22 protein-coding genes are annotated in these 19,385 nt (G+C 69.8%); 9 read left to right on the plus strand and 13 right to left on the minus strand.

The genetic code is table 11. The features are described 5' to 3' along the window. Positions 1-90: 90 nt before the first annotated feature. Positions 91-1,113, plus strand: coding sequence for an Acg family FMN-binding oxidoreductase (locus ACFYRU_RS21675; RefSeq protein ID WP_387661709.1), 1,023 nt, complete (start codon positions 91-93; stop codon positions 1,111-1,113). A gap of 22 nt (positions 1,114-1,135) precedes the next feature. Here the strand turns inward: ACFYRU_RS21675 and ACFYRU_RS21680 are convergent, their stop codons facing one another. Genes ACFYRU_RS21680 through ACFYRU_RS21690 form a run of 3 tightly spaced genes read right to left on the minus strand, consistent with a single transcriptional unit; the run spans position 1,136 to position 3,432 of the window. Next, positions 1,136-1,789, minus strand: a complete 654-nt coding sequence (locus tag ACFYRU_RS21680; RefSeq protein WP_387661711.1) for a response regulator — start codon at positions 1,787-1,789, stop codon at positions 1,136-1,138. Positions 1,790-1,799: 10 nt separating this feature from the next. Continuing rightward, the gene (locus ACFYRU_RS21685; protein WP_387661713.1) at positions 1,800-2,816 is read right to left on the minus strand and encodes a universal stress protein; all 1,017 of its coding nucleotides are present in this window, start codon (positions 2,814-2,816) and stop codon (positions 1,800-1,802) included. A gap of 52 nt (positions 2,817-2,868) precedes the next feature. After that, entirely contained in the window at positions 2,869-3,432 is a 564-nt protein-coding gene (locus ACFYRU_RS21690) for a hypothetical protein (RefSeq protein ID WP_387661715.1), read from the minus strand. A 242-nt stretch (positions 3,433-3,674) separates the two neighbouring features. Here ACFYRU_RS21690 and ACFYRU_RS21695 point away from each other — a divergent pair, with 242 nt between their 5' ends. The 4 genes from ACFYRU_RS21695 (at position 3,675) to ACFYRU_RS21710 (ending at position 7,929) form a co-directional block, all read left to right on the plus strand. Next, on the plus strand, positions 3,675-4,139 hold the full coding sequence (locus tag ACFYRU_RS21695) for a GyrI-like domain-containing protein (RefSeq protein WP_387661717.1): 465 nt from the start codon (positions 3,675-3,677) through the stop codon (positions 4,137-4,139). Positions 4,140-4,220: 81 nt separating this feature from the next. Continuing rightward, complete coding sequence (locus ACFYRU_RS21700) at positions 4,221-5,795, plus strand: N,N-dimethylformamidase beta subunit family domain-containing protein (protein WP_387661719.1); 1,575 nt, start codon at positions 4,221-4,223, stop codon at positions 5,793-5,795. Positions 5,796-5,880: 85 nt separating this feature from the next. Further along, complete coding sequence (locus ACFYRU_RS21705; RefSeq protein ID WP_387661721.1) at positions 5,881-6,660, plus strand: sigma 54 modulation/S30EA ribosomal C-terminal domain-containing protein; 780 nt, start codon at positions 5,881-5,883, stop codon at positions 6,658-6,660. A 132-nt stretch (positions 6,661-6,792) separates the two neighbouring features. After that, positions 6,793-7,929, plus strand: coding sequence for a glycosyltransferase 87 family protein (locus ACFYRU_RS21710; RefSeq protein WP_387661723.1), 1,137 nt, complete (start codon positions 6,793-6,795; stop codon positions 7,927-7,929). Here ACFYRU_RS21710 and ACFYRU_RS21715 read toward each other — a convergent pair. Beyond that, positions 7,889-8,629 carry a dienelactone hydrolase family protein gene (locus ACFYRU_RS21715; protein ID WP_387661724.1) on the minus strand — a complete coding sequence of 247 codons (741 nt, stop codon included), beginning with the start codon at positions 8,627-8,629 and terminating at the stop codon, positions 7,889-7,891. The two genes, ACFYRU_RS21710 and ACFYRU_RS21715, sit on opposite strands and share 41 nt — an antisense overlap. 75 nt (positions 8,630-8,704) lie before the next feature. Further along, positions 8,705-9,229 carry a dihydrofolate reductase family protein gene (locus ACFYRU_RS21720; RefSeq protein ID WP_387661726.1) on the minus strand — a complete coding sequence of 175 codons (525 nt, stop codon included), beginning with the start codon at positions 9,227-9,229 and terminating at the stop codon, positions 8,705-8,707. Positions 9,230-9,370: 141 nt separating this feature from the next. On the opposite strand from ACFYRU_RS21720, the gene ACFYRU_RS21725 reads away from it, so the two are divergent. After that, positions 9,371-9,955 carry a flavodoxin domain-containing protein gene (locus ACFYRU_RS21725; RefSeq protein ID WP_387661728.1) on the plus strand — a complete coding sequence of 195 codons (585 nt, stop codon included), beginning with the start codon at positions 9,371-9,373 and terminating at the stop codon, positions 9,953-9,955. On the opposite strand, the gene ACFYRU_RS21730 is transcribed toward ACFYRU_RS21725, so the two are convergent. The 5 genes from ACFYRU_RS21730 to ACFYRU_RS21750 form a co-directional block, all read right to left on the minus strand. After that, positions 9,952-10,278, minus strand: coding sequence for a hypothetical protein (locus tag ACFYRU_RS21730; RefSeq protein WP_387661730.1), 327 nt, complete (start codon positions 10,276-10,278; stop codon positions 9,952-9,954). The genes ACFYRU_RS21725 and ACFYRU_RS21730 overlap by 4 nt on opposite strands. Before the next feature lies 1 nt (position 10,279). Then, on the minus strand, positions 10,280-11,659 hold the full coding sequence (locus tag ACFYRU_RS21735; protein ID WP_387661732.1) for a DUF4331 domain-containing protein: 1,380 nt from the start codon (positions 11,657-11,659) through the stop codon (positions 10,280-10,282). 2 nt (positions 11,660-11,661) lie between these two features. Continuing rightward, a complete protein-coding gene (locus ACFYRU_RS21740) occupies positions 11,662-11,928 on the minus strand; it encodes a twin-arginine translocation signal domain-containing protein (RefSeq protein WP_387661734.1) in 267 nt (88 codons plus the stop codon). A gap of 157 nt (positions 11,929-12,085) precedes the next feature. Continuing rightward, positions 12,086-12,577 carry a DUF2231 domain-containing protein gene (locus tag ACFYRU_RS21745; RefSeq protein ID WP_387661736.1) on the minus strand — a complete coding sequence of 164 codons (492 nt, stop codon included), beginning with the start codon at positions 12,575-12,577 and terminating at the stop codon, positions 12,086-12,088. An 84-nt stretch (positions 12,578-12,661) separates the two neighbouring features. After that, entirely contained in the window at positions 12,662-13,567 is a 906-nt protein-coding gene (locus tag ACFYRU_RS21750) for a PEP/pyruvate-binding domain-containing protein (RefSeq protein WP_387661738.1), read from the minus strand. 60 nt (positions 13,568-13,627) lie between these two features. On the opposite strand from ACFYRU_RS21750, the gene ppk2 reads away from it, so the two are divergent. Next, positions 13,628-14,422 carry a polyphosphate kinase 2 gene (gene ppk2, locus ACFYRU_RS21755; protein WP_387661740.1) on the plus strand — a complete coding sequence of 265 codons (795 nt, stop codon included), beginning with the start codon at positions 13,628-13,630 and terminating at the stop codon, positions 14,420-14,422. Positions 14,423-14,511: 89 nt separating this feature from the next. Beyond that, on the plus strand, positions 14,512-15,294 hold the full coding sequence (locus ACFYRU_RS21760; protein ID WP_387661742.1) for a universal stress protein: 783 nt from the start codon (positions 14,512-14,514) through the stop codon (positions 15,292-15,294). 5 nt (positions 15,295-15,299) lie between these two features. On the opposite strand, the gene ACFYRU_RS21765 is transcribed toward ACFYRU_RS21760, so the two are convergent. Further along, complete coding sequence (locus ACFYRU_RS21765; RefSeq protein WP_387661744.1) at positions 15,300-16,151, minus strand: MarR family winged helix-turn-helix transcriptional regulator; 852 nt, start codon at positions 16,149-16,151, stop codon at positions 15,300-15,302. A 100-nt stretch (positions 16,152-16,251) separates the two neighbouring features. On the opposite strand from ACFYRU_RS21765, the gene ACFYRU_RS21770 reads away from it, so the two are divergent. Further along, a complete protein-coding gene (locus ACFYRU_RS21770) occupies positions 16,252-17,280 on the plus strand; it encodes a YbhN family protein (protein WP_387661746.1) in 1,029 nt (342 codons plus the stop codon). A 3-nt stretch (positions 17,281-17,283) separates the two neighbouring features. Here the strand turns inward: ACFYRU_RS21770 and ACFYRU_RS21775 are convergent, their stop codons facing one another. Together ACFYRU_RS21775 and lhgO are read right to left on the minus strand one after the other, a co-directional pair. Further along, positions 17,284-18,093 (minus strand): amino acid-binding protein, encoded by an 810-nt coding sequence (locus tag ACFYRU_RS21775; RefSeq protein ID WP_387661747.1) that lies wholly within the window; start codon positions 18,091-18,093, stop codon positions 17,284-17,286. Between the two features lie 56 nt (positions 18,094-18,149). After that, positions 18,150-19,346, minus strand: coding sequence for an L-2-hydroxyglutarate oxidase (lhgO, locus tag ACFYRU_RS21780; RefSeq protein ID WP_387661748.1), 1,197 nt, complete (start codon positions 19,344-19,346; stop codon positions 18,150-18,152). Between the last annotated feature and the right edge of the window lie 39 nt (positions 19,347-19,385).

The raw sequence follows: 19,385 nt of genomic DNA on the forward strand, positions 1-19,385 counted from the left end.
ACGGCCCGCCGGGCCAGGACCTTTGCCCGCAGCGCCGCCCACGCCCGTACGGAGAACCTGGAGACGGAGAACCAGTGGGAGGAGCCCGCCATGTCCGATCAGCTACCGGCGAAAGACGTCGACGTACTGCTCGCCGCGGCCGTCGCCGCGCCCAGCATGCACAACACGCAGCCGTGGCGGTTCGAGGTCGAGGGCCACGTGATCGACGTGTACCTGGACGGATCGCGGACGCTCCCTGCCGAGGACCCGTCCGGCCGCGCGATGCGGATCGCCGCCGGCGCCGCCACGTTCAACCTGCGGTGCGCGGCCGCGAGCCTCGGGTACGGCGCCTGGTTCGGGCTGGCGCCGTACCCGGGCGAAGAGCCCGACCTGCTCGCCAGGATCGTGCTCGAGCCGACCGCGGCGCGCGACGAGGAACTGACCGACCTGGCCCGGTACATCCCGTACCGGCACACCGACCGGCAGCCGTCGGACGCCGTACCGATCGCCGAGGACGTCCGCGTGGCGCTCATGCAGGCGGCGTACGCCGAAGGCGCCGGACTCACCTGGCTGGGCGAGGACGACGTACGCAGCGTGCTCGACCTGGTCCTCGACACCGACCTGCGGGAGATCCACGACTGGCACCGCCGCGCCGAACGCGCCCACTGGGTCGGCGGGCGCTCCACGGACGAACCACAGCCCGCCACCGGGCCACGCCCGCCTGGCGTCTCGCGCTCGGTCGACGGCGTACCGAGCTCGGCGCTGGGACCGCGGTCCGCCAGCTATCCGGCGGTCGTCCGAGACCTCGCCACCCGACCGGACGACCGGCAGCGGGCCGAGCGTACGTTCGAACGGCACCCGGATCTGGCCGTACTCTCCACCGACTTCGACGAGCCGGCCGACCAGGTCGCCGCGGGCGCCGCGCTCGAACGCGTGCTGCTGACCGCGACCCGGGTGGGCGTCAGCGCGTCGTTCCTGAACCAGCCCCTCGAGTACGACGACCTGCGCCGCACTGTGCAGCGCCTCACCGGCCGCCCAGGCCACGCGGACATGATCATCCGCTTCGCCCACAACCACCCACACGCCGCCACCCCCCGCCGCCCACTCCCCGACTTCGTCCGGAAGCAGCCATGACCGGCCCGGTCATACCCCCGCTCTAGGTTCGGTTCTGCTTCTTTGCGTGTTCGACGGCGAAGACGGCCGCTTCGGTGCGGCGTTCCAGATCGAGTTTGCGGAGGAGAGAGGAGACGTAGTTCTTGACGGTCTTCTCGGCCAGGAAGAGCGACTGCGCGATCTGGCGGTTGGTCTTGCCTTCGGCGATCTCGGCGAGGATCCGCCGTTCTTGCTCGGTCAGCGATGCGTAGCGCGGGTCCTCGGCCTCGGCCGGGTGCCGGAGACGTTCCAGGACCTTGGCCGTCATACTCGGATCCAGCAACGACTCCCCCGCGGCCAACCGTCGGACCGCATCGATGAGCGCCCGGCCGTTGATCTGCTTCAGCAGGTACCCGGCGGCGCCGGCCATGATCGCGGTGAACAGCGCCTCGTCGTCGGAGAACGACGTCAGCATCAGACACGCCGGCGGCTCGTCCATCCGCGAACGGACCTCCCGGCAGACGCCGATCCCATCGCCGTCGGGCAGCCGGACGTCCAGCACGGCGACGTCCGGCCGGACCGCCGGGATCCGCGCGATCGCCTCCGCGGCCGTTCCCGCGTCGCCGACGACCTCGATGTCCGGCTCCGCATCCAGCAGCTGGTGCAGCCCGAGCCGAACCACCTCGTGATCGTCGAGCAGGAACACCTTGATCGTCATCGCCGTCTCCTCAGCCGAGCCCGCTCACCGGGGCCCGCCCCCAGCATCTCGCCCACTCACGCCACCCGCCAGGGACCACAGTCCCACCCGAGACAGGACCTTCGGCCCCCACCGATCGTCCTCGGGGTGGCCGCGCCGGACCAGCCGACGTCACCTGGCCGGACTCGGCTGGGTGATGCGGTGCGACCGCCACCGGGCAGGTCATCGCCGCCAGCGAACGGCGCGCCACCGGATCGATCGGCAACGGGCCACCGTGTGCGCCGACGACGATCAGACCGACCTCGGCGCTTTCGTGCACCAGCGCCGCCACCGGTGCCCTACTGCTCAGGAACCGGGTCACCTTCACGGTCGGGAACCGGCTCGTCCACGGCCCGAGCGTCTCCGACAGCACGTACTCGGCCCGGCTGATCCACGAGCACTCCGGGTCCTCGTCCACGAACGGCCGCTCGGCCGGCAACCCGGCGTGTACGACGACCAGGTTGCCGTCCCGCGCCGCCGCGGCGCCGAACGCGAATTCCAGCGCCTCGTCCGACAGCTCCGTACCATCGATGCCCACGGCAACCTTTCGGTCGAGCAGCGACGGCTTCCAGGTCAGCGGTACGACGACCACCGGGCAACCCGCCCGGGACGCGAGGGTCAGATTGCCCTGCGTGTGCACGAGGCGTTGCGGCCCGCGGCTGCGGGAGCGGCCGACCACGAGCATCCGGGCCTTCCGGGCCGCGTGCGCGAGCACCCGCTGCCGGGATCCCTCCTCGGTGACGGCGATCAGCTCGGTCGCGTATCCCTCCCGGTGCCGCACATGCGCCACCGCGGCCCGTACGGCCGCATCAGCGAGTTCGGCGGGCGGTTTCGGCGTGGAGCCGGGCGTCATCGGCGAGTACGGCGCGTGTGCGGAGTACGGCGCGACCAGCACCAGCTCCGTACCCGCTCGCAACGCCTCGGCGCACGCGTAGTCCACCACCCGGAGGTTCTCCGCACTACCGTCCACCTCGACCACAACAGGACCGATCCGGTTCCAGATGCTCATTTCACCCTCCAAGATCAACAAGCACGACGGCGGATCGCCGGGTTCATGATGTTCACCGCAGCCACGGGTACTTGCGAACGAAGTCCAGGCTGCTCCACCACTTGCCCAGGCCCCAGATGTTGCCGGCAGCAACCAGCGCGAGCACGACGACCGTGACGGCACCGAGGATGTGGTCGTCCAGCACCGGGTTGGTCTGCGGCGGCAGGTTCGCCGACCACATCATCAGGTACAGCAGGACGCCGCTGACCGCCGCGACCCGCATCCCGATCCCGAGCGTCAACGCCAGGCCGATGCCGGCCAGCGCGATCATGAACAGCGGCGTGACCCACCAGGCACCGGCGATCGAGTGATAGAACCCGCTCATCGGACCGTCGGAGCCCTTGAGGAATCCGGCCGTCACGTCCGCCCCGTCGAGCCAGCTCCTGCCGGACTTGGTGGCGTAGCCGAAGCCGAACAGCTTGTCGAGGAACGCCCACAGGAACGTCAGGCCGTAGAGGATCCGCAGTACGGCGAACGCCCGGCCGGCCGCGGTGCTGACGATCGGCTGCCGATCGCCGTCAGGTTCCATCACAGGTGCCGGCAGGTGCCGTTGCGCCCGGTGCGGCGTGGTGGTCATGATGTCGTCCTTTCGCTCGATTCCGACACTTCGATCCTCGAGCCCCACGCCGCCCGCGTGCAGAGGCGTTCGCACCCCGGCCCCAGGAGACCAATGGCCCGCCATGCCCGGGACCTATGCCGCTGCCCACGCCGCCACCTCCGCCCGACCCTGGAGGCGCACGCAATCAGAGTGTCCTGCACCATGCCCACTGCCCGGTCGGCGTCGTACATTGAATGCTGGTGATCCCAACAATGACCCAGGTGAGATTCCACAGCGAGGAACTGACCGCCGTCCGCCGGACCGTGCTCGACGCCGAGCAACTGGCGGACTGGGTCCCCTCGGCCTGCGCGACGGTCGCCGAGCAGCTGCGGCACCACGGCATCGCGCCCGCCGGGTACCCGTTCGCCCGTTGGCACCCGCTGCCGGACGGCGAGGTCGAGGCCGAGGCCGGTTTCCCGGTCACGGCTCCGGTCGCCGGCGCCTGGGTCGCCGGCGACGAGGTGGTCGAGCCGTCCATCCTGCCGGCCGGACCGGTACTGGCCGTCTGGCACACCGACCCGCACCAGAAGCTGGCCGAGACGTACCACGCCGTCGACGACTGGCTCGAGACCGAGCATGCCGCCGCGACCGGCGACAGCTGGGAGATCTACCACGACCTCCCCACCTGCGACCACGTCGGCACCCGCATCGAAATCATCCAGCCGATCACCTTCGCCGTCACGTGACGGGGTAGCCGGTCCGGTGTCCCTCTCCGCGCGCTCTCAGCTGCCGTCGTTACGATGGTGCGGACCTGGGGAGGGTGTCGCATGGGGGCCAAGAGGGCACTGGCGGCCGGCGTACTGATGCTGGCCTTGGCGAGTGGTTGCAGCAGTGGGCCGGATTCGGCGAACAAGACCTCGAACGACGGCAGGCCGACGTCGGCCGCGACGCCTCCGCCGACCGGGGCCGGGGCCGGGGCCGCCGACAACGAATGGCGGATTCCGGCCGATCGGGTAGCCGGTTCCATGGAGCTGGCCGGGTACGCGGACCACGTCAGCGTCCGCAGCGGTGAGCCGTTCCGGCTGTTCGTCACCTCGTCCGCACATGCCTTCACCGTCCGCGCCTTCCGGATCGGCTGGTACGACGGAGCCGGCGCGAAACTGATCTGGACCTCACCGTCGATGCCGGGCACGAGCCAACCGAAACCGATCCTGACCAGGGACCGGATGATCACCGCGATCAACTGGTCGCCGACGACGACCGTCCAGACCAACGGCTGGCCGGCCGGCAGCTACCTGTTGTTGCTCCGGGCATCGAACGGCCAGGAGAACTACGTCCCGATCGTGATCCGGTCCGGCTCCGCCCGTGGTGCGGTGCTGATCGTCAGCGGCGTCAACACCGACGAGGCCTACAACGGATGGGGCGGCTACGACCTGTACGTCGGCGGGCGCAAGCACACGCACGACCAGCGGTCGCTGATGGTCACCTTCGACCGGCCGTACGGCTACAACCCCGCGCGCGGCGTACTCCACGACAATCTCCCGCTGGTCCAGCAGGCCGAACGCAGCGGCGTACCACTCGCCTACGCGACCAGCGTCGACCTGCAGGCCGACCCCGCTCTGCTCAACGGCGCCCGCGCGATCGTCTTCGGCGGCCACGACGAGTACTGGTCCCTGCCCATGCGCCAGGCGGTCACCAAGGCCCGCGACGCCGGCACGAACCTGGCTTTCCTGGGCGCCAACTCGATCTACCGGCGGATCCGCTACGCCGCCGACCCGCACGGCCCCAACCGGATCATCGTCGACTACAAGGATGCCGGGCTGGATCCGACCCACAACGCGCCGGACACGACGGTGAACTGGCGGCAGAACCCGTACCCGGACCCGGAGAACAGCCTGGTCGGCATGCTCTACGAATGCCACCCGGCCAGGGGCGCGTTCACGGTCCGCGAGCCGAACTTCTTCCTGTTCGCGGGCACCGGCGCGAAAGTGGGATCGGCCTACCCAGGTCTCGTCGGCAACGAGGCGGACCGGGCCTACCCGATCGCCGGCACACCGGCCAACCTGCAGGTCGTGGCCCACTCCCCCACAACCTGCGACCAGCGGCACACGTTCTCGGACGCGACCTACTACACCGTGAAGTCCGGTGCCGGCGTGTTCGCGACAGGGACGATCGAGTGGGTCCGCGCGCTGCAGGGCCCGGACAAGGAGTACGGCGTCGGCCCGGCCGCAACGGCCTTCGCCCAGAAGGTGACGTCGAATCTGTTCACCGCACTGGCCGCCGGCCCGATGGGCCGCACCCATCCCGCCATCGGCAACCTGCCTGCCGTACGCGCCCTCCCCACCACCACGACGGGCACCGGGGGTCCAATCGGAAACTCCCCCGGCCCCGACAACGACTGAGCAACCCAGCGCGGCCAGTTCCGCAGACGCACGATTCCTTTTCGATCCTGCGGCTCGTAACGTGGTGTGAAGCAGGGGGGCCAATATGAACACAGCACGTGAGTACGCACTGCCGCTGCGTCCGGGCATTCCGATTCCCGTCCGTACGTCGGGAATCGTGCCGACCGACGCGGCCGCGATGATCCACGACCACCTCGGACCGATCCTCGGCGCGCTGGCGCCGCAGGCCAGGGTTCGGCTCACCCGGCTGCCCGAACCCGGCCTGCGCCGGCCGCTGGTCGCGCAGCTCGACGTACAGCTGACCGCCGGCCGCCGGATCCGCGCCCAGGTCGCCGCAGCGAAGATGTTCGACCTCGTCGACCAGCTCGCGACCCGGACGATCGGCCAGTTGCGGCTGTTCCCGGACAGGTTGGCCGAGTGCCTGCGCGACCGGTACGCCGGCGCGCTCCCGCCCGCACCACCGGAACTGCTGCCACCGGACCGGCGCCGCGTCGTTCGTCGCAAGGCGTGCGTCCCGGCCGCGACGACGGTCGCGGAAGCGATCGCCGTACTCGAGGCGATGGACTACCGCTTCCACCTGTTCCAGGAGAAGTACAGCCGGCAGGACACCATCGTGATCAGGACCGGGCCGCGGCGGTACCGGATCGTGCAGACCCGCCCGAACCCGATCGGGCTCGAGGTCACCTCACCGCCGATCACGCTGACCGCCGCCGAGCGCTGCAGCCTGCCGATCGCCACCGCACGCCTCGACCTGACCGGCGGCCCGTTCGCGATCTTCACCGAGAAGCAGTCCGGCCGCCTCCACGCCCTCTACGCCCGCGACGACGGCCACTACGGTCTCCTGGCACCGGCACAAGGTCGTTAGCCGGCTGCAACACAACCGCGTTGCTACCGCGCTAGGCCGGAAGTGGCACACTGCACGATGCTTGCGGAGGTCGTACAGGGGGACGGGAAAGTGGTCAGCGGCGGGGCGAGACATATCCGGTGGTACTGGTGCTTGGCCGCACTCGCGGGCGTCGCGCTGTGCGTCTTGCTGCCGGGGTGGTGGGATCACACCGGGGCGGATCTGAAGGTCTACCGCCTCGGTGGTCACGTGCTGCTGACCGACCCGTCGATGCTCTACTGGGCGCGACCGCCCGGGATGTCGCTCCCCTTCACCTATCCGCCGTTCGCCGGCCTCGTCTTCGTACCGTTCGCACTGCTCCCTTGGCCATTGGCGTACGGCGTCTCGATCGCCGGCTCGGTCGCGGCGCTCTGGGTGATTGTCCGGTACGCGCTACAGCACCTGTTCGGACGCGTTCACCCCGGGGCCATGCTCGCGGCGGTCGCCGGGTGCGTGTTGTTGGAGCCCGTACGCGAGACCCTGGCGTTCGGTCAGATCAACCTGGCGCTCTGCGCGCTGATCATGTACGACCTGCTGGATACGAAGCACCGTCACCGTGGCATCTGGACCGGGATCGCGGCCGGAATCAAGCTCACCCCGCTGGTCTTCCTCGCGCTGCTTCTGGTGACGCGGCAGTGGCGCGCGCTCAAGTACGCGGGCGCGGCCTTCTGCGGCACGTTGCTCATCGGCTTTGTGACAGCTCCGCGTGCATCGGTTCAGTACTGGACGCGGCTGGTGTTCGATTCCGGGCGGATCGGCCCACCGGCGTACGCCGGCAACCAGTCCTGGAACGGCCTGTTCGTCCGCCTCGGCGCCCCCTCGGGTGGGACGGTGTGGCTGATAGCGGTCACGGTGACGGTGATCCTCGGCCTGTGGCTCAGTCAGCGACTCCACGCTCAGGGACAGCCGCTGGCAAGCGTGTCGGTCGGCGCGACGATCGCGTTGCTCTGCGCACCGATCTCGTGGGACCACCACTGGGTATGGGCGGTCCCGCTCGGCGCCGCGCTCACGGCGGTCGTCCCCGCGGATCGGCCCATCCGACGAGCCGCAGTCGCCGCGGTCTGGTACGGATTCTTCATCGTCGCCCCGTACCGCTGGCTCCCGATCGCCGACGGCCGTGAGTACGCCTGGACGCTGGGCCAGCAGGTGATCGGCAACGGATACCTGCTCGCCGCGCTCCTGGCCTGCACCGCCCTCAGGAAAGAAGCAGTCAGGGTGTCGCGTCCTTCAGTTTCTCCTCGAAGAAGCTGAGGACTCGGTCGACGCCTTCTTGTTGGCGGTGCTCGGTCAGAGTGGAGTGTTTGCGGCCCGGGAACTCCACCGCGATGAAGTTCGCGCCGAGCTCACGGCGAAGAGTCTCGAAGCGCGTGCCGACCGCGGGATCACCCTCGTAGCGCAAACCTAGGACCTGACATCCCGCTGCGACCTTCGCCTTGACCGACTCAAGGTCGGCCGGGCTGAGTCCCAGGTCGGCCCTGCGGGCCTTGCCCACGGGTGCGGGCGAGGCCGGCTGGGCCAGGACGGGCGCCGCGACCGGTGCATCGGCCAGCATCGCGAGTGCGAAGCCTCCGGTCATGCACATGCCGACGGCACCGACTCCAGGCCCTCCCAGTTCCTCGTGCAGCTCACGGGCCAGCGACCGGAGCCAGCCGGCCACCGGGGTCGTGCGACCCATCGCAAACATGCTGAACTCGCGGCTGACACAGATACCCGCGATGCTCCGAACGGTCTCCAGCACAGTGCCCGGCTCTCCCGGCCGGCCGAAGAGCGAGGGCATCACGACGGTGAAGCCACGAGCCACGACCTCTTCGGCGAACCCGAGTACCGCGGGCGTGATACCGGGGATCTCGTGGATCACGATCACACCGGGCCCGCTGCCTTTGCGGTACGTCGGGTGTGTGGCGCCGTCGGCCGTGTGGTCGCTGAGAACCCACGTATCGAGCGAACTCATGACACCGGACCCTAAGTGGCCACCCGTCGGCAGATCAATGATCTCTGTGGGCGCTGCGGCGTGTCTTGCCTGCGGTCAGCGGCGGACGGTGTAGTCGGACTGGACGAAGCCGGCCATCAGCGTGCGGGTGGCGTTGTGATTCAGTGAGACCTCGGCGTCCAGCGGGCCGAACAGGGAGATACCGGCCCCGAGCAGGACCGGAGCCGTGGTGATGGTCAACTCGTTGAGCAGACCTGCCCTGAGGAACGTCTGGATCGTCGCGGCGCCGTCGACGTAGATGCGCTTGGCGCCGCGGTCGGCGAGGGTTTCGACGAGGGCGTCGAGCGTGCGGTGGACGATGACCCGGTCGTCGGCGGCGAGGTCGAGCGTCGTACTCAGCACCTCGAGCTGCTTGCCCTCGTACGGCCAGGAACCGAACGTACTGGCCAGCTCGTACGTCTTGCGCCCGACGACGACCGTGTCGACCGAGTCCATGAACCGGTCGTACCCGGTGTCCCCGGCGTGCTCGGCGCGACCGGTGAGCCAGTCGATGGACCCGTCCTCGCTCGCGATGTAACCGTCGAGACTCGTGGCGATGAACGCAGCGGCATGGAAACTCACACCACCATTATTCGGGCCACCAAAACCCATCGCACACCGAGGCCCTGTGTTCGGGACCAACGGCCCGGCAGCTCGGGACTCTTGCCCGCAGCGCCGGCGATCGCTGCCGACGATCCTGAAGCTGAGTCGAAGGAGCCGGCCATGACCACCACTGCACTGCAGCAGGAACTCGACGGCAAGGAGGATGCGATGTCGAAGAAGATCCTGGTCGCGTACGCCAGCAAGATGGGCGGCACCGCGGGCATCGCTGAGGTGATAGGCGACGAGTTGCGCGCGCACGGGCACCACGTCGACGTACTCAACGTCGCCGGTGTCGAAGACATCACGTCGTACGACGCTGTTGTCCTGGGCAGCGCGATCTACATCCGCAGGTGGCGGCGGGAGGCCGTACGGTTCCTCCGCCATCACGTCGAGGAGCTCCGCCGGCGTCAGGTCTGGCTGTTCCACAGCGGCCCGGTCGGGCCGGACAAGGACCAGGAGCAGGCGATGCCGCCGGCCGTACGGCGCCTGGCGCACCAGATCGGCGCCACCCCGGCCGTCACCTTCGCCGGTCGCCTCGAACCGGCCACCGCGACCGGCTTCCTCGCCCGGCGGCTCGCGAGTGGATCGCTGGCCGGCGATGCCCGCGACTGGGACAAGATCCGCGTCTGGTCCGCCGACATCAGCGCCGCCGTCGAGGCCACCCAACGCAGCAACTGGCACCGCACGACCGGCACCGCTCGCTAGTTGGTGGCTCCTGGCCAGACGGCGTAACAGACCTGGCCTCCGATCACCGATGCCCGCAGGCGTTCCGCTCCGTCCGGTCGCAGGTAGAGCTCGTACTGGCCTGCCTGGAGGTCTGGAAATACCGCCGAGTGCTGCGTCCGGCCGGTAACGGTCCGGCCGAGTACGGCCACATGGCGCAGGGGGCCGGGATCCGGCCGGTGGTCGACCGGCCGGATCTCCACCTCCTTGCCCTCGAGCTCCGGGGGCATCGCCACCACGAGCGCGCCGGTGTCCCCGCCGATGTCGAGCAGGACCGGGCCTTGCCCGGCGTACGGGTTCTCCATCTCAGACGCCGGGTACGCCGGGTGACGTCTGGTAGCCGCCGGCCGGCGTACCGAGGTACGGGAACGACGTCAGGTACGGCGAGTTCGTGTTCGACGTACCGTCCTGGATCACCGACGTCGCGGCGTCCGCGGTGAACGACGGATCCACGAGCCCGATCGTCAGACCGGCGATGGCCCGGAGTTCGACCGTGACGACGTCGTCGAACACCCGCCGGCCGTTCGGGAAGCCCGCCGCGTCGCCGGCGACCAGGCCGAGCGGCTGTGGCGCCGCCGACGGTGGTACGGCGACGTTCAGCCGGAGTAGGTCCGCGAGCACCGGGCCGGTCGAGTTCTGGAACCCTGGCACGATGCCCTTCGGGATGCCGGTGAGCAGGATTGCGACCAGGTCCGACCGCGGTTTGGTGTAGGCCGCGAGGTGCGGGAACACTCCCGGGTAGAGCACCGGCAGCAGCCCGGCCAGCTCGGGCTTCTCGACGTACTTCGCGAACTCGTCGTCCGCGTTCGGCGGCAGCGAGTTCCAGCGGTCCTTGTCCGCCATCGGCACGATCACCTCGTTGAACAAGGGATTCCCGAGCCGGGACACCTGCCGGAACCCGCCGTGGCTCTCGGACCTGCCGTCGTCGGTGAGCACCCGGACCCGCTGACGGCTCGCGGTCGACCAGACTCCGATGACGGCCTTCGGGTCGAGGACGTCGGTCGGCCGGCTGCCGTCCCGGGTGAGTTCCCGGATCGGCACCTGCAGGGCGATCGTGTGCACGTTCAGGCCCTGCAAGCCGTTCACTCCGACTGCGGCCGCCGACGGGATCAGATGCAGATTCTCGAACGGCCGCAACGTGCCGAGGTCGAAGATGCTGCCGAGGTCGACGAAGAACCCGTCCGCCCGTTGACCTGCGAACACCCGCCGGCCGCCGCCGATGCCGTGGATCGCCTGCGCGGTGAACCTGGCGGCATAGTTCGACGTACTGCGCGGCCCGATGTTCACCGGCGGCACCGTGAGCCGGTCCGCCAGGAGCTGCGGTTCGTGGCCGCGGACGACCTTGGTCACCGAGTAGAACTGCGGCCGGTTCCAGTTCGTGTCCGTGATCGAGGAGATCGGACCGGTGTTGTAGAGGAACGTGTCGGGGTTGCGGATCTCGGTACGGAACCGGAACTGGTAGCTGATGTCGGCGCGCGCCGTACCGGCGTTCGAGATCTTGATCTCGTAGAGCACGTCGTCGCCGAACTCGTAGAAGTTCGGGCCGCCGTCAGGCTTCTGCAACGGGATGAAGTTGGCGATCAGCGTTACGGTGTCCGGGCGGTCGGGGCTGACGAACGCGTACACGTCGGTGTTGTCGGCGACCGGGTCCTTGGAGATCTCCGGCGCCTCGCGATGCGACGACATGACTACCCCCTGCTCGCGTGTACGAGCCGATTCACCAGGTCGCGGTCGCGGAGCACAACCTCGTGCTCACCGACCATCACCGAGATCTCGTTACGCCGTACATCGCGTACGTACGCGACCAGCGGCCCGGCCGCCCCCTGCCCGACGGCCGCTCCCGCGTCTCCCGCCGGTGCCGCCGACGCTGCCCCTGGTGCCGCTGCTCCCACTCCCACGGCTGCCGCGCCCATCCCCGCCATCGCCAGGAATCCGCGACGAGTCGAGTCACCCATGGTCCCTCCCCGGACTGATTGTGACCGAACCCCCCAGGCCATTCCCCAAGTCCTCAACCACCATCCCCCCAAATGCACTGCAAGTGGAAGTAATCAGCCGCACTCAGTCTCCCCTCAGCAACCGCAGGCGAGACCGGGCAACTCAAGGCTGAGCGGATCAGGGTTGGGCGGCCCAGTCGCTCCAGCTGGCCTTGGCGCCGGAGTCGCCGATGCGTACGACGTCGTAGACGGCTGCTCCAGCGACGAGGACGGCGATCACCGTGACCGTGACGGTGATCGCGCTCGACGCGGGCGCGAGGAACGTCCGCTTCACCGGAGTCCGTCCGGTGCTCTCGCGCTGGCGCCACCATACGACCAGCGCCAGCAGCGCAACCCCGATTGCCGCGTAGATCGCCGTGTCACCGAGTTCGGTGTGCTTGTGGATCAGCGGGTTCGGCATGAGCCGGTGCTCGAGCCACTCACCCGCGCTCGTCGTGATCGGGACCAGGACGACGACCAGCAGCGACAGCACAACGTTCGGTCCGGCGAGGCGCCGTCTGGCGGCCGGCCAGAGCGCAGTCAGCGCGAGCAGCGCGGCCGCGAGCGGAAGCAGTACGACGATGGCGTGGACGAGCAGCACATGGGCGGGGAGACCGTTGACAGTCTGCATGCATCTTCCTTCGACTCGGGACTGAGTCGCCAACGCTGGCAGCCGGATCTTGGGAAATTCTTGGAACGCGAACGAACCCGCGCGTCAGCCGGGCTGTGGTTCGAGGACGTTCAGATCGCGGGACCGGATCGCGGCGGGCGCAGCGCCGGGACGGATCTCGACCGCGAACAGCCGGCCGCTCGGCCCGTCCTTCGCCCATTCGAGGGTCACCGGACGCCGGAACCGACGGTCCGCCAGCACCGACCACCGGGCGAGCACCTGCAGCTCCTCGTCGGTCAGCACCAGCGCGGACCGTTCGTCCGGCGTCGTCGCGACCCGGCAGGTGCCGCGCGGACCGGCGTACACCGTCTTGGTTGCCTTGCCCCCGCAGTGACTCACGATCAGCGGACGATCGCCCGGGTGGACCGAGTACAGGTCGGCGTCGGACACCGCCGGATCGCCGAGACCCCAGGCGGCGCGGACGCGGACGAACGTGCTCTCGCCCCGGGCCGTACCCGAGGCGCCGAGATCGGCCCTTACCATCCGTTGCACGGTCACCGGCATCACGGCCGTCAGCTGGTCCAGCCCCGCCGCCTCACGGTTGCCGATGGCAACAGCACTGTAAAGCGAGGCGAAGCAGCGCCGGCACGCGGCGAGTACGTCGTCCGCGGTGTTCAGATGCAGGAACACCTCGTCGTGGACCGGGTCCGCGGACGTCACCGGGCTGCAGCGCACCGCAACCTCGGTGCCTTCACCGCCGAGGTCCCCGTACGCGGCCACAATCTCGTCGGCCACCGCCGCGGGCAACGACGCGTCGCGGAACGCCGAACGGATCTCCGCCGCCACGACAGCCAGGTCACGCCCGGCCCGGAAGCGCCGGATCCCCCGCGCGATCTCCGGCTCCAACCGCCCGTCGTCCACGAACTCCCGGTACGCCGCAGCCGTCACCGCGAAGCCTTCCGGAAACCCGCACCCCGTCCCCGCCAGCACCGCCAGCCGAGCGGTCTTCACCCCGACCTAAAGTCCTGAGCAGACGGACCACAGGGCCTGCAGCTGCGGCATCGTTGGGGGATGACGAAGTTGCCGAAGAAGAGCTACGAGCGGGAACTCCTGCGGCTGCAGGCCGAGCTGGTGAAGCTGCAGGAGTGGGTACGGGTCGAGAAGGCGCGGGTCGTGGTCGTGTTCGAGGGCCGGGACGCGGCCGGCAAGGGCAGCACGATCAAGCGCGTCACGGAGTACCTCAATCCCCGGGTCGCGCGGATCACCGCGCTGCCCGCGCCGACCGAGCGCGAGCGGTCCCAGTGGTACTTCCAGCGGTACGTCGAGCATCTGCCGGCGGCCGGCGAGATCGTGCTGTTCGACCGCAGTTGGTACAACCGCGCCGGCGTCGAGCGGGTGATGGGCTTCTGCACCGACGAGGAGTACGAGCGGTTCCTGCACCAGTGCCCGATCTTCGAGCGACTGCTGGTCGAGGACGGCGTACTGCTGCGCAAGTACTGGTTCTCGGTCAGCGACGGCGAACAGGAGAAGCGTTTCCGCAGCCGGCTCGAGGACCCGATGCGGCGCTGGAAGTTGTCGCCGATGGACCTGGAGTCGATCTCCCGCTGGGAGGACTACTCACGCGCCAAGGACGAGATGTTCGTGCAGACCGACATCCCCGAGGCGCCGTGGTACGTCGTCGAGAGCGAGGACAAACGCTCGGCCCGGATCAACATGATCGCCCACCTCCTCACCACGATCCCGTACCACGAGGTACAGCGACCGCCACTGGAGCTCCCGCCGCGCCCGCCGTCCCAGGGCTACGAACGCCCGCCCCGCGACATGCACACCCAGATCCCCGACCACGCGACGCAACTGCGGCGCTGAGGGCCGAAGGTCCCGCGACCGCGGCCCGATCGGCCGGTGTCGAAGAGGCGTTGAACTGGGTGATGCTGGGACACGGAGGTGGATTCGGTATGAAGCACAAGCCCGTGGTTGTCGGTGTCGACGGTTCGCCTGCCGCGTCGGTCGCGATCAGCTGGGGTGCGAAGGAGGCCGCCGCGCTGCGCAGCCCGCTGCACCTGGTGTACGCCCTCACGCCGGGCAGCTCGCCCGCGCAGGCCGGCGACGTCATCCACAAGGCAGTCGAGCAGGCGCGCGGGTCGGCGTCCGGGATCGTGATCGACTCGCGTATCGAGAGCGGCTCGCCGTCCGCTGCCCTGGTGAAGGCGTCGGGGACGGCAGCGGTCGTCGTGATCGGCAGCCGCGGGCTCGGTCTGATGGCCGGCGCTCTCGTCGGCTCCACCGGGCTCGACCTGGCCGCGAACGCCCGCTGCCCGGTGATCGTGGTCCGCCCTGACCTTGGCTCGACGACGGGCGTACGGGTCGTGATCGGGTACGACGGCTCACCGACAGCCGACGAGGCGCTCGCCTTCGGGATCGAGCACGCGCGCCGCCACGATCTCGGCGTCCGGGTGGTCGCCGCCCAGCCGGAGGGGACCGAGCTGCACCGGATCACCGAGGACGAACTACGCGCCGCCGTCCAGGCCCACGGCGGCCGCGATGCGGAGCTGATCCAGATCACCGGGCACCCCGCCGAGCACATCCTGCGGCTCGCGTCGGACGCGGCCCTGATCGTGCTCGGTGCCCGCGGCCGCGGCGGCTTCGCCGGCATGCTCATCGGCTCGGTCAGCCAGACCGTACTGCACCACGCCGACTGTCCGGTCGCCGTCATCCCAGCCGCGGCGACCGGCGGCTGAATTGCTCAGAGGTCAGCCGCGTGCACGGCGGTCGCGTACGGCTCAAGGCCGGCGATCAGCTCGTCGAGTTCGGCCGCGGTGAGTACGTCGTACGCGGGCGCCGCCAACTCGTCGGTGAGTGCCTCGATCCGCTCCTTGAGCTCCCGCCCGGCGTCGGTGAACCCGCCGTCGGCATCCACCAGACCGCGGTCGCGCAGCCCGTCGACGACGGCGGACAGTTGCGCCTTCGGCAGGTGGTGAACCCGGCCGAACTCCTCCGCGCGCATGCCGGCGGCCAGCGCCATCAGCACATGCGCCTCCGTGCCACCGACACCGTGGGCCGCCAGTAGGAGGTTGTGCCCGTCACCACGGTGCTCACGCAGCATCGTCGTCGTGTGCCACAGCCTGGCCAGCGGCTCGGTGGGTACGGCGAGCGCCCGGAGGCCGGCGTACAACACCCGTCCCTCGGTCGGCGCGCTCACAGCCGCCTTCGTGGCGAGATCGGCGACCCGCGCCAGCTCGGGCGCATCCGCGAGGTTACCCACTGCCTGTCGCAACGCGGCCGTGCTGCCTTGCTCACGAACAGCGAGAGCCTCCTCCGGCGTGGTCTTCCCCCACACCCACGGGATGTGCCGCGCCACCTCGCCATCGGCGAAGTTGTAGAACACCGCGTGCACCACCTCGGCCGGGGCGTACCCGAGCGGGGCGGCGCGGCCCGCGAAGTACCCGTCCCAGTAGTTGCGCATGCCGATCGCCAGGAACGCCTCGGTCGGTACCTCGGAGAACGTCACGGTCGCGATCGGTTCGATCAGCTCGAACACGCGGTGGACCTTGGCCTGGGGGTGGCGCATCGTCGTCAGCTCCTCGGGTCGGGACACCGCCCCTCCTGGACGGCCTCTCACCAACGCGACGAACAAGGTAGCCCCAGTTCGACACCCGGAGCCGATTGGGCACACTGGAGTCCGGAAGGAGCACCCGATGCGAACAGCGACCCGGTCCGGGCGGGCCAGGTCCCGGCCTGCCTGGTACCGCCGGCTCTGGACGGCCGTCTCGCTCGTCGTTCTCGTCGCACTCGTCGAGTACGTCGTCCTCCCGAAGCTCGCGATGGCCCGCGAGTCCCTCGACCGGCTCGCGCACCTGAACCCGATCTGGGTCGTCACCGCGGTCGTGCTCGAGGCTGCCAGCCTGGTCTGCTACTCGCTGTTCAGCCGCGCACTGCTGTCCGGCGTACGGTTCTCGTGGATCCTCCGCTCCGACCTCACTGGGTACGGCGTGAGCCATGTCGTACCGGGCGGCGCCGCCACGGCGACCGCGCTCCGGTTCCGGCTGCTGACCAGCGGTGGGGCGCGGCCGACCGACGTGACCGCGATAGTCACCGCGCAGGCGATAGGGTCCCCGCTCGCGCTCCTTCTGGTCGCCTGGGTGACCACGATCCCGGCGCTGATCCTGCGGGACGCGACACCGGCGTACCTGGCCCTGTTCCTGGTCGGCTTGGTCGCGCTCGCCAGCGGCGTACTCGCGGACCGCGAGCACTCCCGCATCGAGCGCCTTTCCGCCCGGCTGCTGCGCGGCACCTTGCGGCACCTACCGGCACGGATCCGGCCGTGGGTCGCGTCGGTCGCGCGTCGGCTGCGTGATCTCGTCGCCGATCGTGAGGTGCGCAAGGCGTTCCTCGTGTGGGCGACGCTCAACTGGGTCCTCGACGCGGCCGTGCTGTGGACGTTCTTGGCGGCGTACGGCGATCCGATCAGCCCGGTGCCGGTGCTGCTCGCGTACTGCGCCGCGAACCTGGCCGCCGTCGTACCGCTCACTCCTGGCGGGATCGCGGTCGTGGAAGGAATCGCGATCTCGACCCTGCTCGGGTACGGCGTACCTGGAGAGGTCGCCGTCATCGCGGTCCTGTCGTGGCGGCTCCTGCAATTCTGGGCACCCGTTCCGCTGGCAGGCCTCTGCTACCTGAGCCTGCGCGCCGAGGGGCACCTCCTGGCCAGGCGTCCCGCCGCGTAGCGCTCAGCGGCTGATCGTTTGCGCGGCCTCCGCCAACTCCGCCAAGCGGTGTGCCCGGGCGGACTCGGCCGGGGTGAACGGCTCGCCGGGCCGGCTGAACACGAACAGGCCCGTCCACGGGGACGGCACCTTGAGCAGGTCTCCGGGCAGCTGGCCGGCCAGCGCCGCCCGGTCCGTGACCAACCGCGCTCCCAACAGCTCGGCGACCGCGTGCGGGAGCTCGGCCGGATCCGCAACGACCCGCGCCGACAGGCTCAACGCCTTGGTCTGACCGTCCACCAACGCGAGCGCAGTCGTCGGCCAGACGTGGGTGTCGCGTCCACCAGCCGCCTCGACCGCATCCTCCAGCTCGGCCGCCGTCAGCTCGTCCGGCGTCGACACCACCAGCTCGTCGCGGACGCCGTCGTCGATCGGATGGACGTGCAGACCGAGGATGTTCGCGTCGAGTACGGCGAGCCGCCGGGTCACGCTCTCCAGCGAGCCGGCCCGGTCGTCGAGCGTCACGCGGATCCGCCACAACGTCCCGATCCCCTGCCGCGGCCGGATCTTCGGCGCGTGCAGCCACGATGACAGCAATCGCATCGTCGACGGTTCCACGACCCAGATCACCAGCGCCGTCGTCACGCTCGCGAGTACGGCGACGGACACGAGGTACGGCGGGTGCGCCGCCAGCACCACCGCGTGCAGGGCGAGCTCTACCGGCGCGATCGCCACGAGTTTCGCCAGCGTCAGGCGGAGCCGCCGCGGGTGAGGCAGCCTTCCACACACGTCACAGGCTGTGCCGCCGGTGAGCGTCGTACGCAACGATTCCATGCCACCAACGATCCCGGACCCAGATTGCCCAGGTGTTGCACAGCCGTGAAGTTCACTCAGTGCTGAGCATCCAGGCAGAGTTCCTCGGCGATGCGGTCGCCGATTACCAGGCAGGCTGTCGCGGCGGGGGACGGGGCGTTGAGGACGTGCAGCGCGCGGCCGTCGCGGAGGAACAGGAAGTCGTCGACGAGCTTTCCGTCCCGCGTCACGGCCTGGGCGCGGACGCCCGCGCCTGATCGCCGTACGTCGGACACCTTCAGCTCCGGCAACATCCGCCGGGCCTCCTTCACCAGGGCTCGCCCGGTCAGCGACCGCGCGATCTCCTTCGCGCCGGTCCGGGCGTACCGGCGGGCGAGTCGCCACGAACCGCGGTACATCGCCGACTCCCACACGTCCCGCGGCACGATCTTCCCCCACGAGTACCCCTCGCGGGCCAGGGCGGGTACGGCGTTGGGCCCGATGTGGACGGTGCCGTCGATACCGCGGGTCAGGTGCACGCCGAGGAACGGCAGGTCCGGGTCGGGCACCGGATAGACGAGGCCTTTGACCAGGTCCGCGCGCTCCGGGACCAGCTCGCTGAACTCGCCGCGGAACGGGAGGATCCGCACGCCTGGTTCGAGCCCGGAAGCCCGCGCGATCCGGTCACTGTGCAGGCCGGCACAGACCGCGACCCGGTCCGCCTCGATGACGTCGTCCGTCGTACGAACGAGGACGGTCTGGGCGTTCTCGACTGCGGTGACCGATACGCCCGTGCGGATCTCGCCACCCGCCGCCAGGACGTCGTCGGCGAGCGCGGCGGCGACGAGCCTGTAGTCGACGCGCCCGGTGGAGTCGACGGCGAGCGCGCCTCTCACGCGAAGATGGGGTTCGCGTTCGGCGATCTCTGCGAGCGTGAGGCGCCGGACCGGTACGCCGTTCTGCTGCCCGATCCCGTACAGCCGGTCGAGCTGCGGGAGCTCCGCCTCGGTGGTGGCGACCACCAGCTTGCCCGGTACGTCGAGCGGGATGCCCTTCTGTTCGCAGTACTCGCGCAGCGCCGTACCGCCCTCGACCGCGAATCGGGCCTTGAGGGAACCTGGGCGGTAGTACAGGCCGGAGTGGACGACGCCGGAGTTGTGGCCCGTCTGGTGGGCGCCTACGGCGGGCTCCTTCTCGAGTACCACCACCGGCGTACCGGGGTCGCGCCGCTGGAGGCTCCGCGCCACCGCGAGCCCCACGATCCCGCCGCCGACCACCACTGCAGTCCTCGTCACGTGTGAGAAGAGCGCCGAGGGGTGGTCAGAAATACATGC

Source organism: Kribbella sp. NPDC004536, assembly GCF_042873835.1.
Classification (GTDB): domain Bacteria; phylum Actinomycetota; class Actinomycetes; order Propionibacteriales; family Kribbellaceae; genus Kribbella.

What these genes read in the sequence shown, in the direction of transcription:
- ACFYRU_RS21675 (WP_387661709.1), top strand. Translation starts at nt 91, where the DNA reads ATGTCCGATCAGCTACCGGCGAAAGACGTCGACGTACTGCTCGCCGCG.
- ACFYRU_RS21680 (WP_387661711.1), bottom strand. Translation starts at nt 1,789, where the DNA reads ATGACGATCAAGGTGTTCCTGCTCGACGATCACGAGGTGGTTCGGCTC.
- ACFYRU_RS21685 (WP_387661713.1), bottom strand. Translation starts at nt 2,816, where the DNA reads ATGAGCATCTGGAACCGGATCGGTCCTGTTGTGGTCGAGGTGGACGGT.
- ACFYRU_RS21690 (WP_387661715.1), bottom strand. Translation starts at nt 3,432, where the DNA reads ATGACCACCACGCCGCACCGGGCGCAACGGCACCTGCCGGCACCTGTG.
- ACFYRU_RS21700 (WP_387661719.1), top strand. Translation starts at nt 4,221, where the DNA reads ATGGGGGCCAAGAGGGCACTGGCGGCCGGCGTACTGATGCTGGCCTTG.
- ACFYRU_RS21705 (WP_387661721.1), top strand. Translation starts at nt 5,881, where the DNA reads ATGAACACAGCACGTGAGTACGCACTGCCGCTGCGTCCGGGCATTCCG.
- ACFYRU_RS21715 (WP_387661724.1), bottom strand. Translation starts at nt 8,629, where the DNA reads ATGAGTTCGCTCGATACGTGGGTTCTCAGCGACCACACGGCCGACGGC.
- ACFYRU_RS21725 (WP_387661728.1), top strand. Translation starts at nt 9,371, where the DNA reads ATGACCACCACTGCACTGCAGCAGGAACTCGACGGCAAGGAGGATGCG.
- ACFYRU_RS21730 (WP_387661730.1), bottom strand. Translation starts at nt 10,278, where the DNA reads ATGGAGAACCCGTACGCCGGGCAAGGCCCGGTCCTGCTCGACATCGGC.
- ACFYRU_RS21735 (WP_387661732.1), bottom strand. Translation starts at nt 11,659, where the DNA reads ATGTCGTCGCATCGCGAGGCGCCGGAGATCTCCAAGGACCCGGTCGCC.
- ACFYRU_RS21740 (WP_387661734.1), bottom strand. Translation starts at nt 11,928, where the DNA reads ATGGGTGACTCGACTCGTCGCGGATTCCTGGCGATGGCGGGGATGGGC.
- ACFYRU_RS21745 (WP_387661736.1), bottom strand. Translation starts at nt 12,577, where the DNA reads ATGCAGACTGTCAACGGTCTCCCCGCCCATGTGCTGCTCGTCCACGCC.
- ppk2 (WP_387661740.1), top strand. Translation starts at nt 13,628, where the DNA reads ATGACGAAGTTGCCGAAGAAGAGCTACGAGCGGGAACTCCTGCGGCTG.
- ACFYRU_RS21760 (WP_387661742.1), top strand. Translation starts at nt 14,512, where the DNA reads ATGAAGCACAAGCCCGTGGTTGTCGGTGTCGACGGTTCGCCTGCCGCG.
- ACFYRU_RS21770 (WP_387661746.1), top strand. Translation starts at nt 16,252, where the DNA reads ATGCGAACAGCGACCCGGTCCGGGCGGGCCAGGTCCCGGCCTGCCTGG.
- ACFYRU_RS21775 (WP_387661747.1), bottom strand. Translation starts at nt 18,093, where the DNA reads ATGGAATCGTTGCGTACGACGCTCACCGGCGGCACAGCCTGTGACGTG.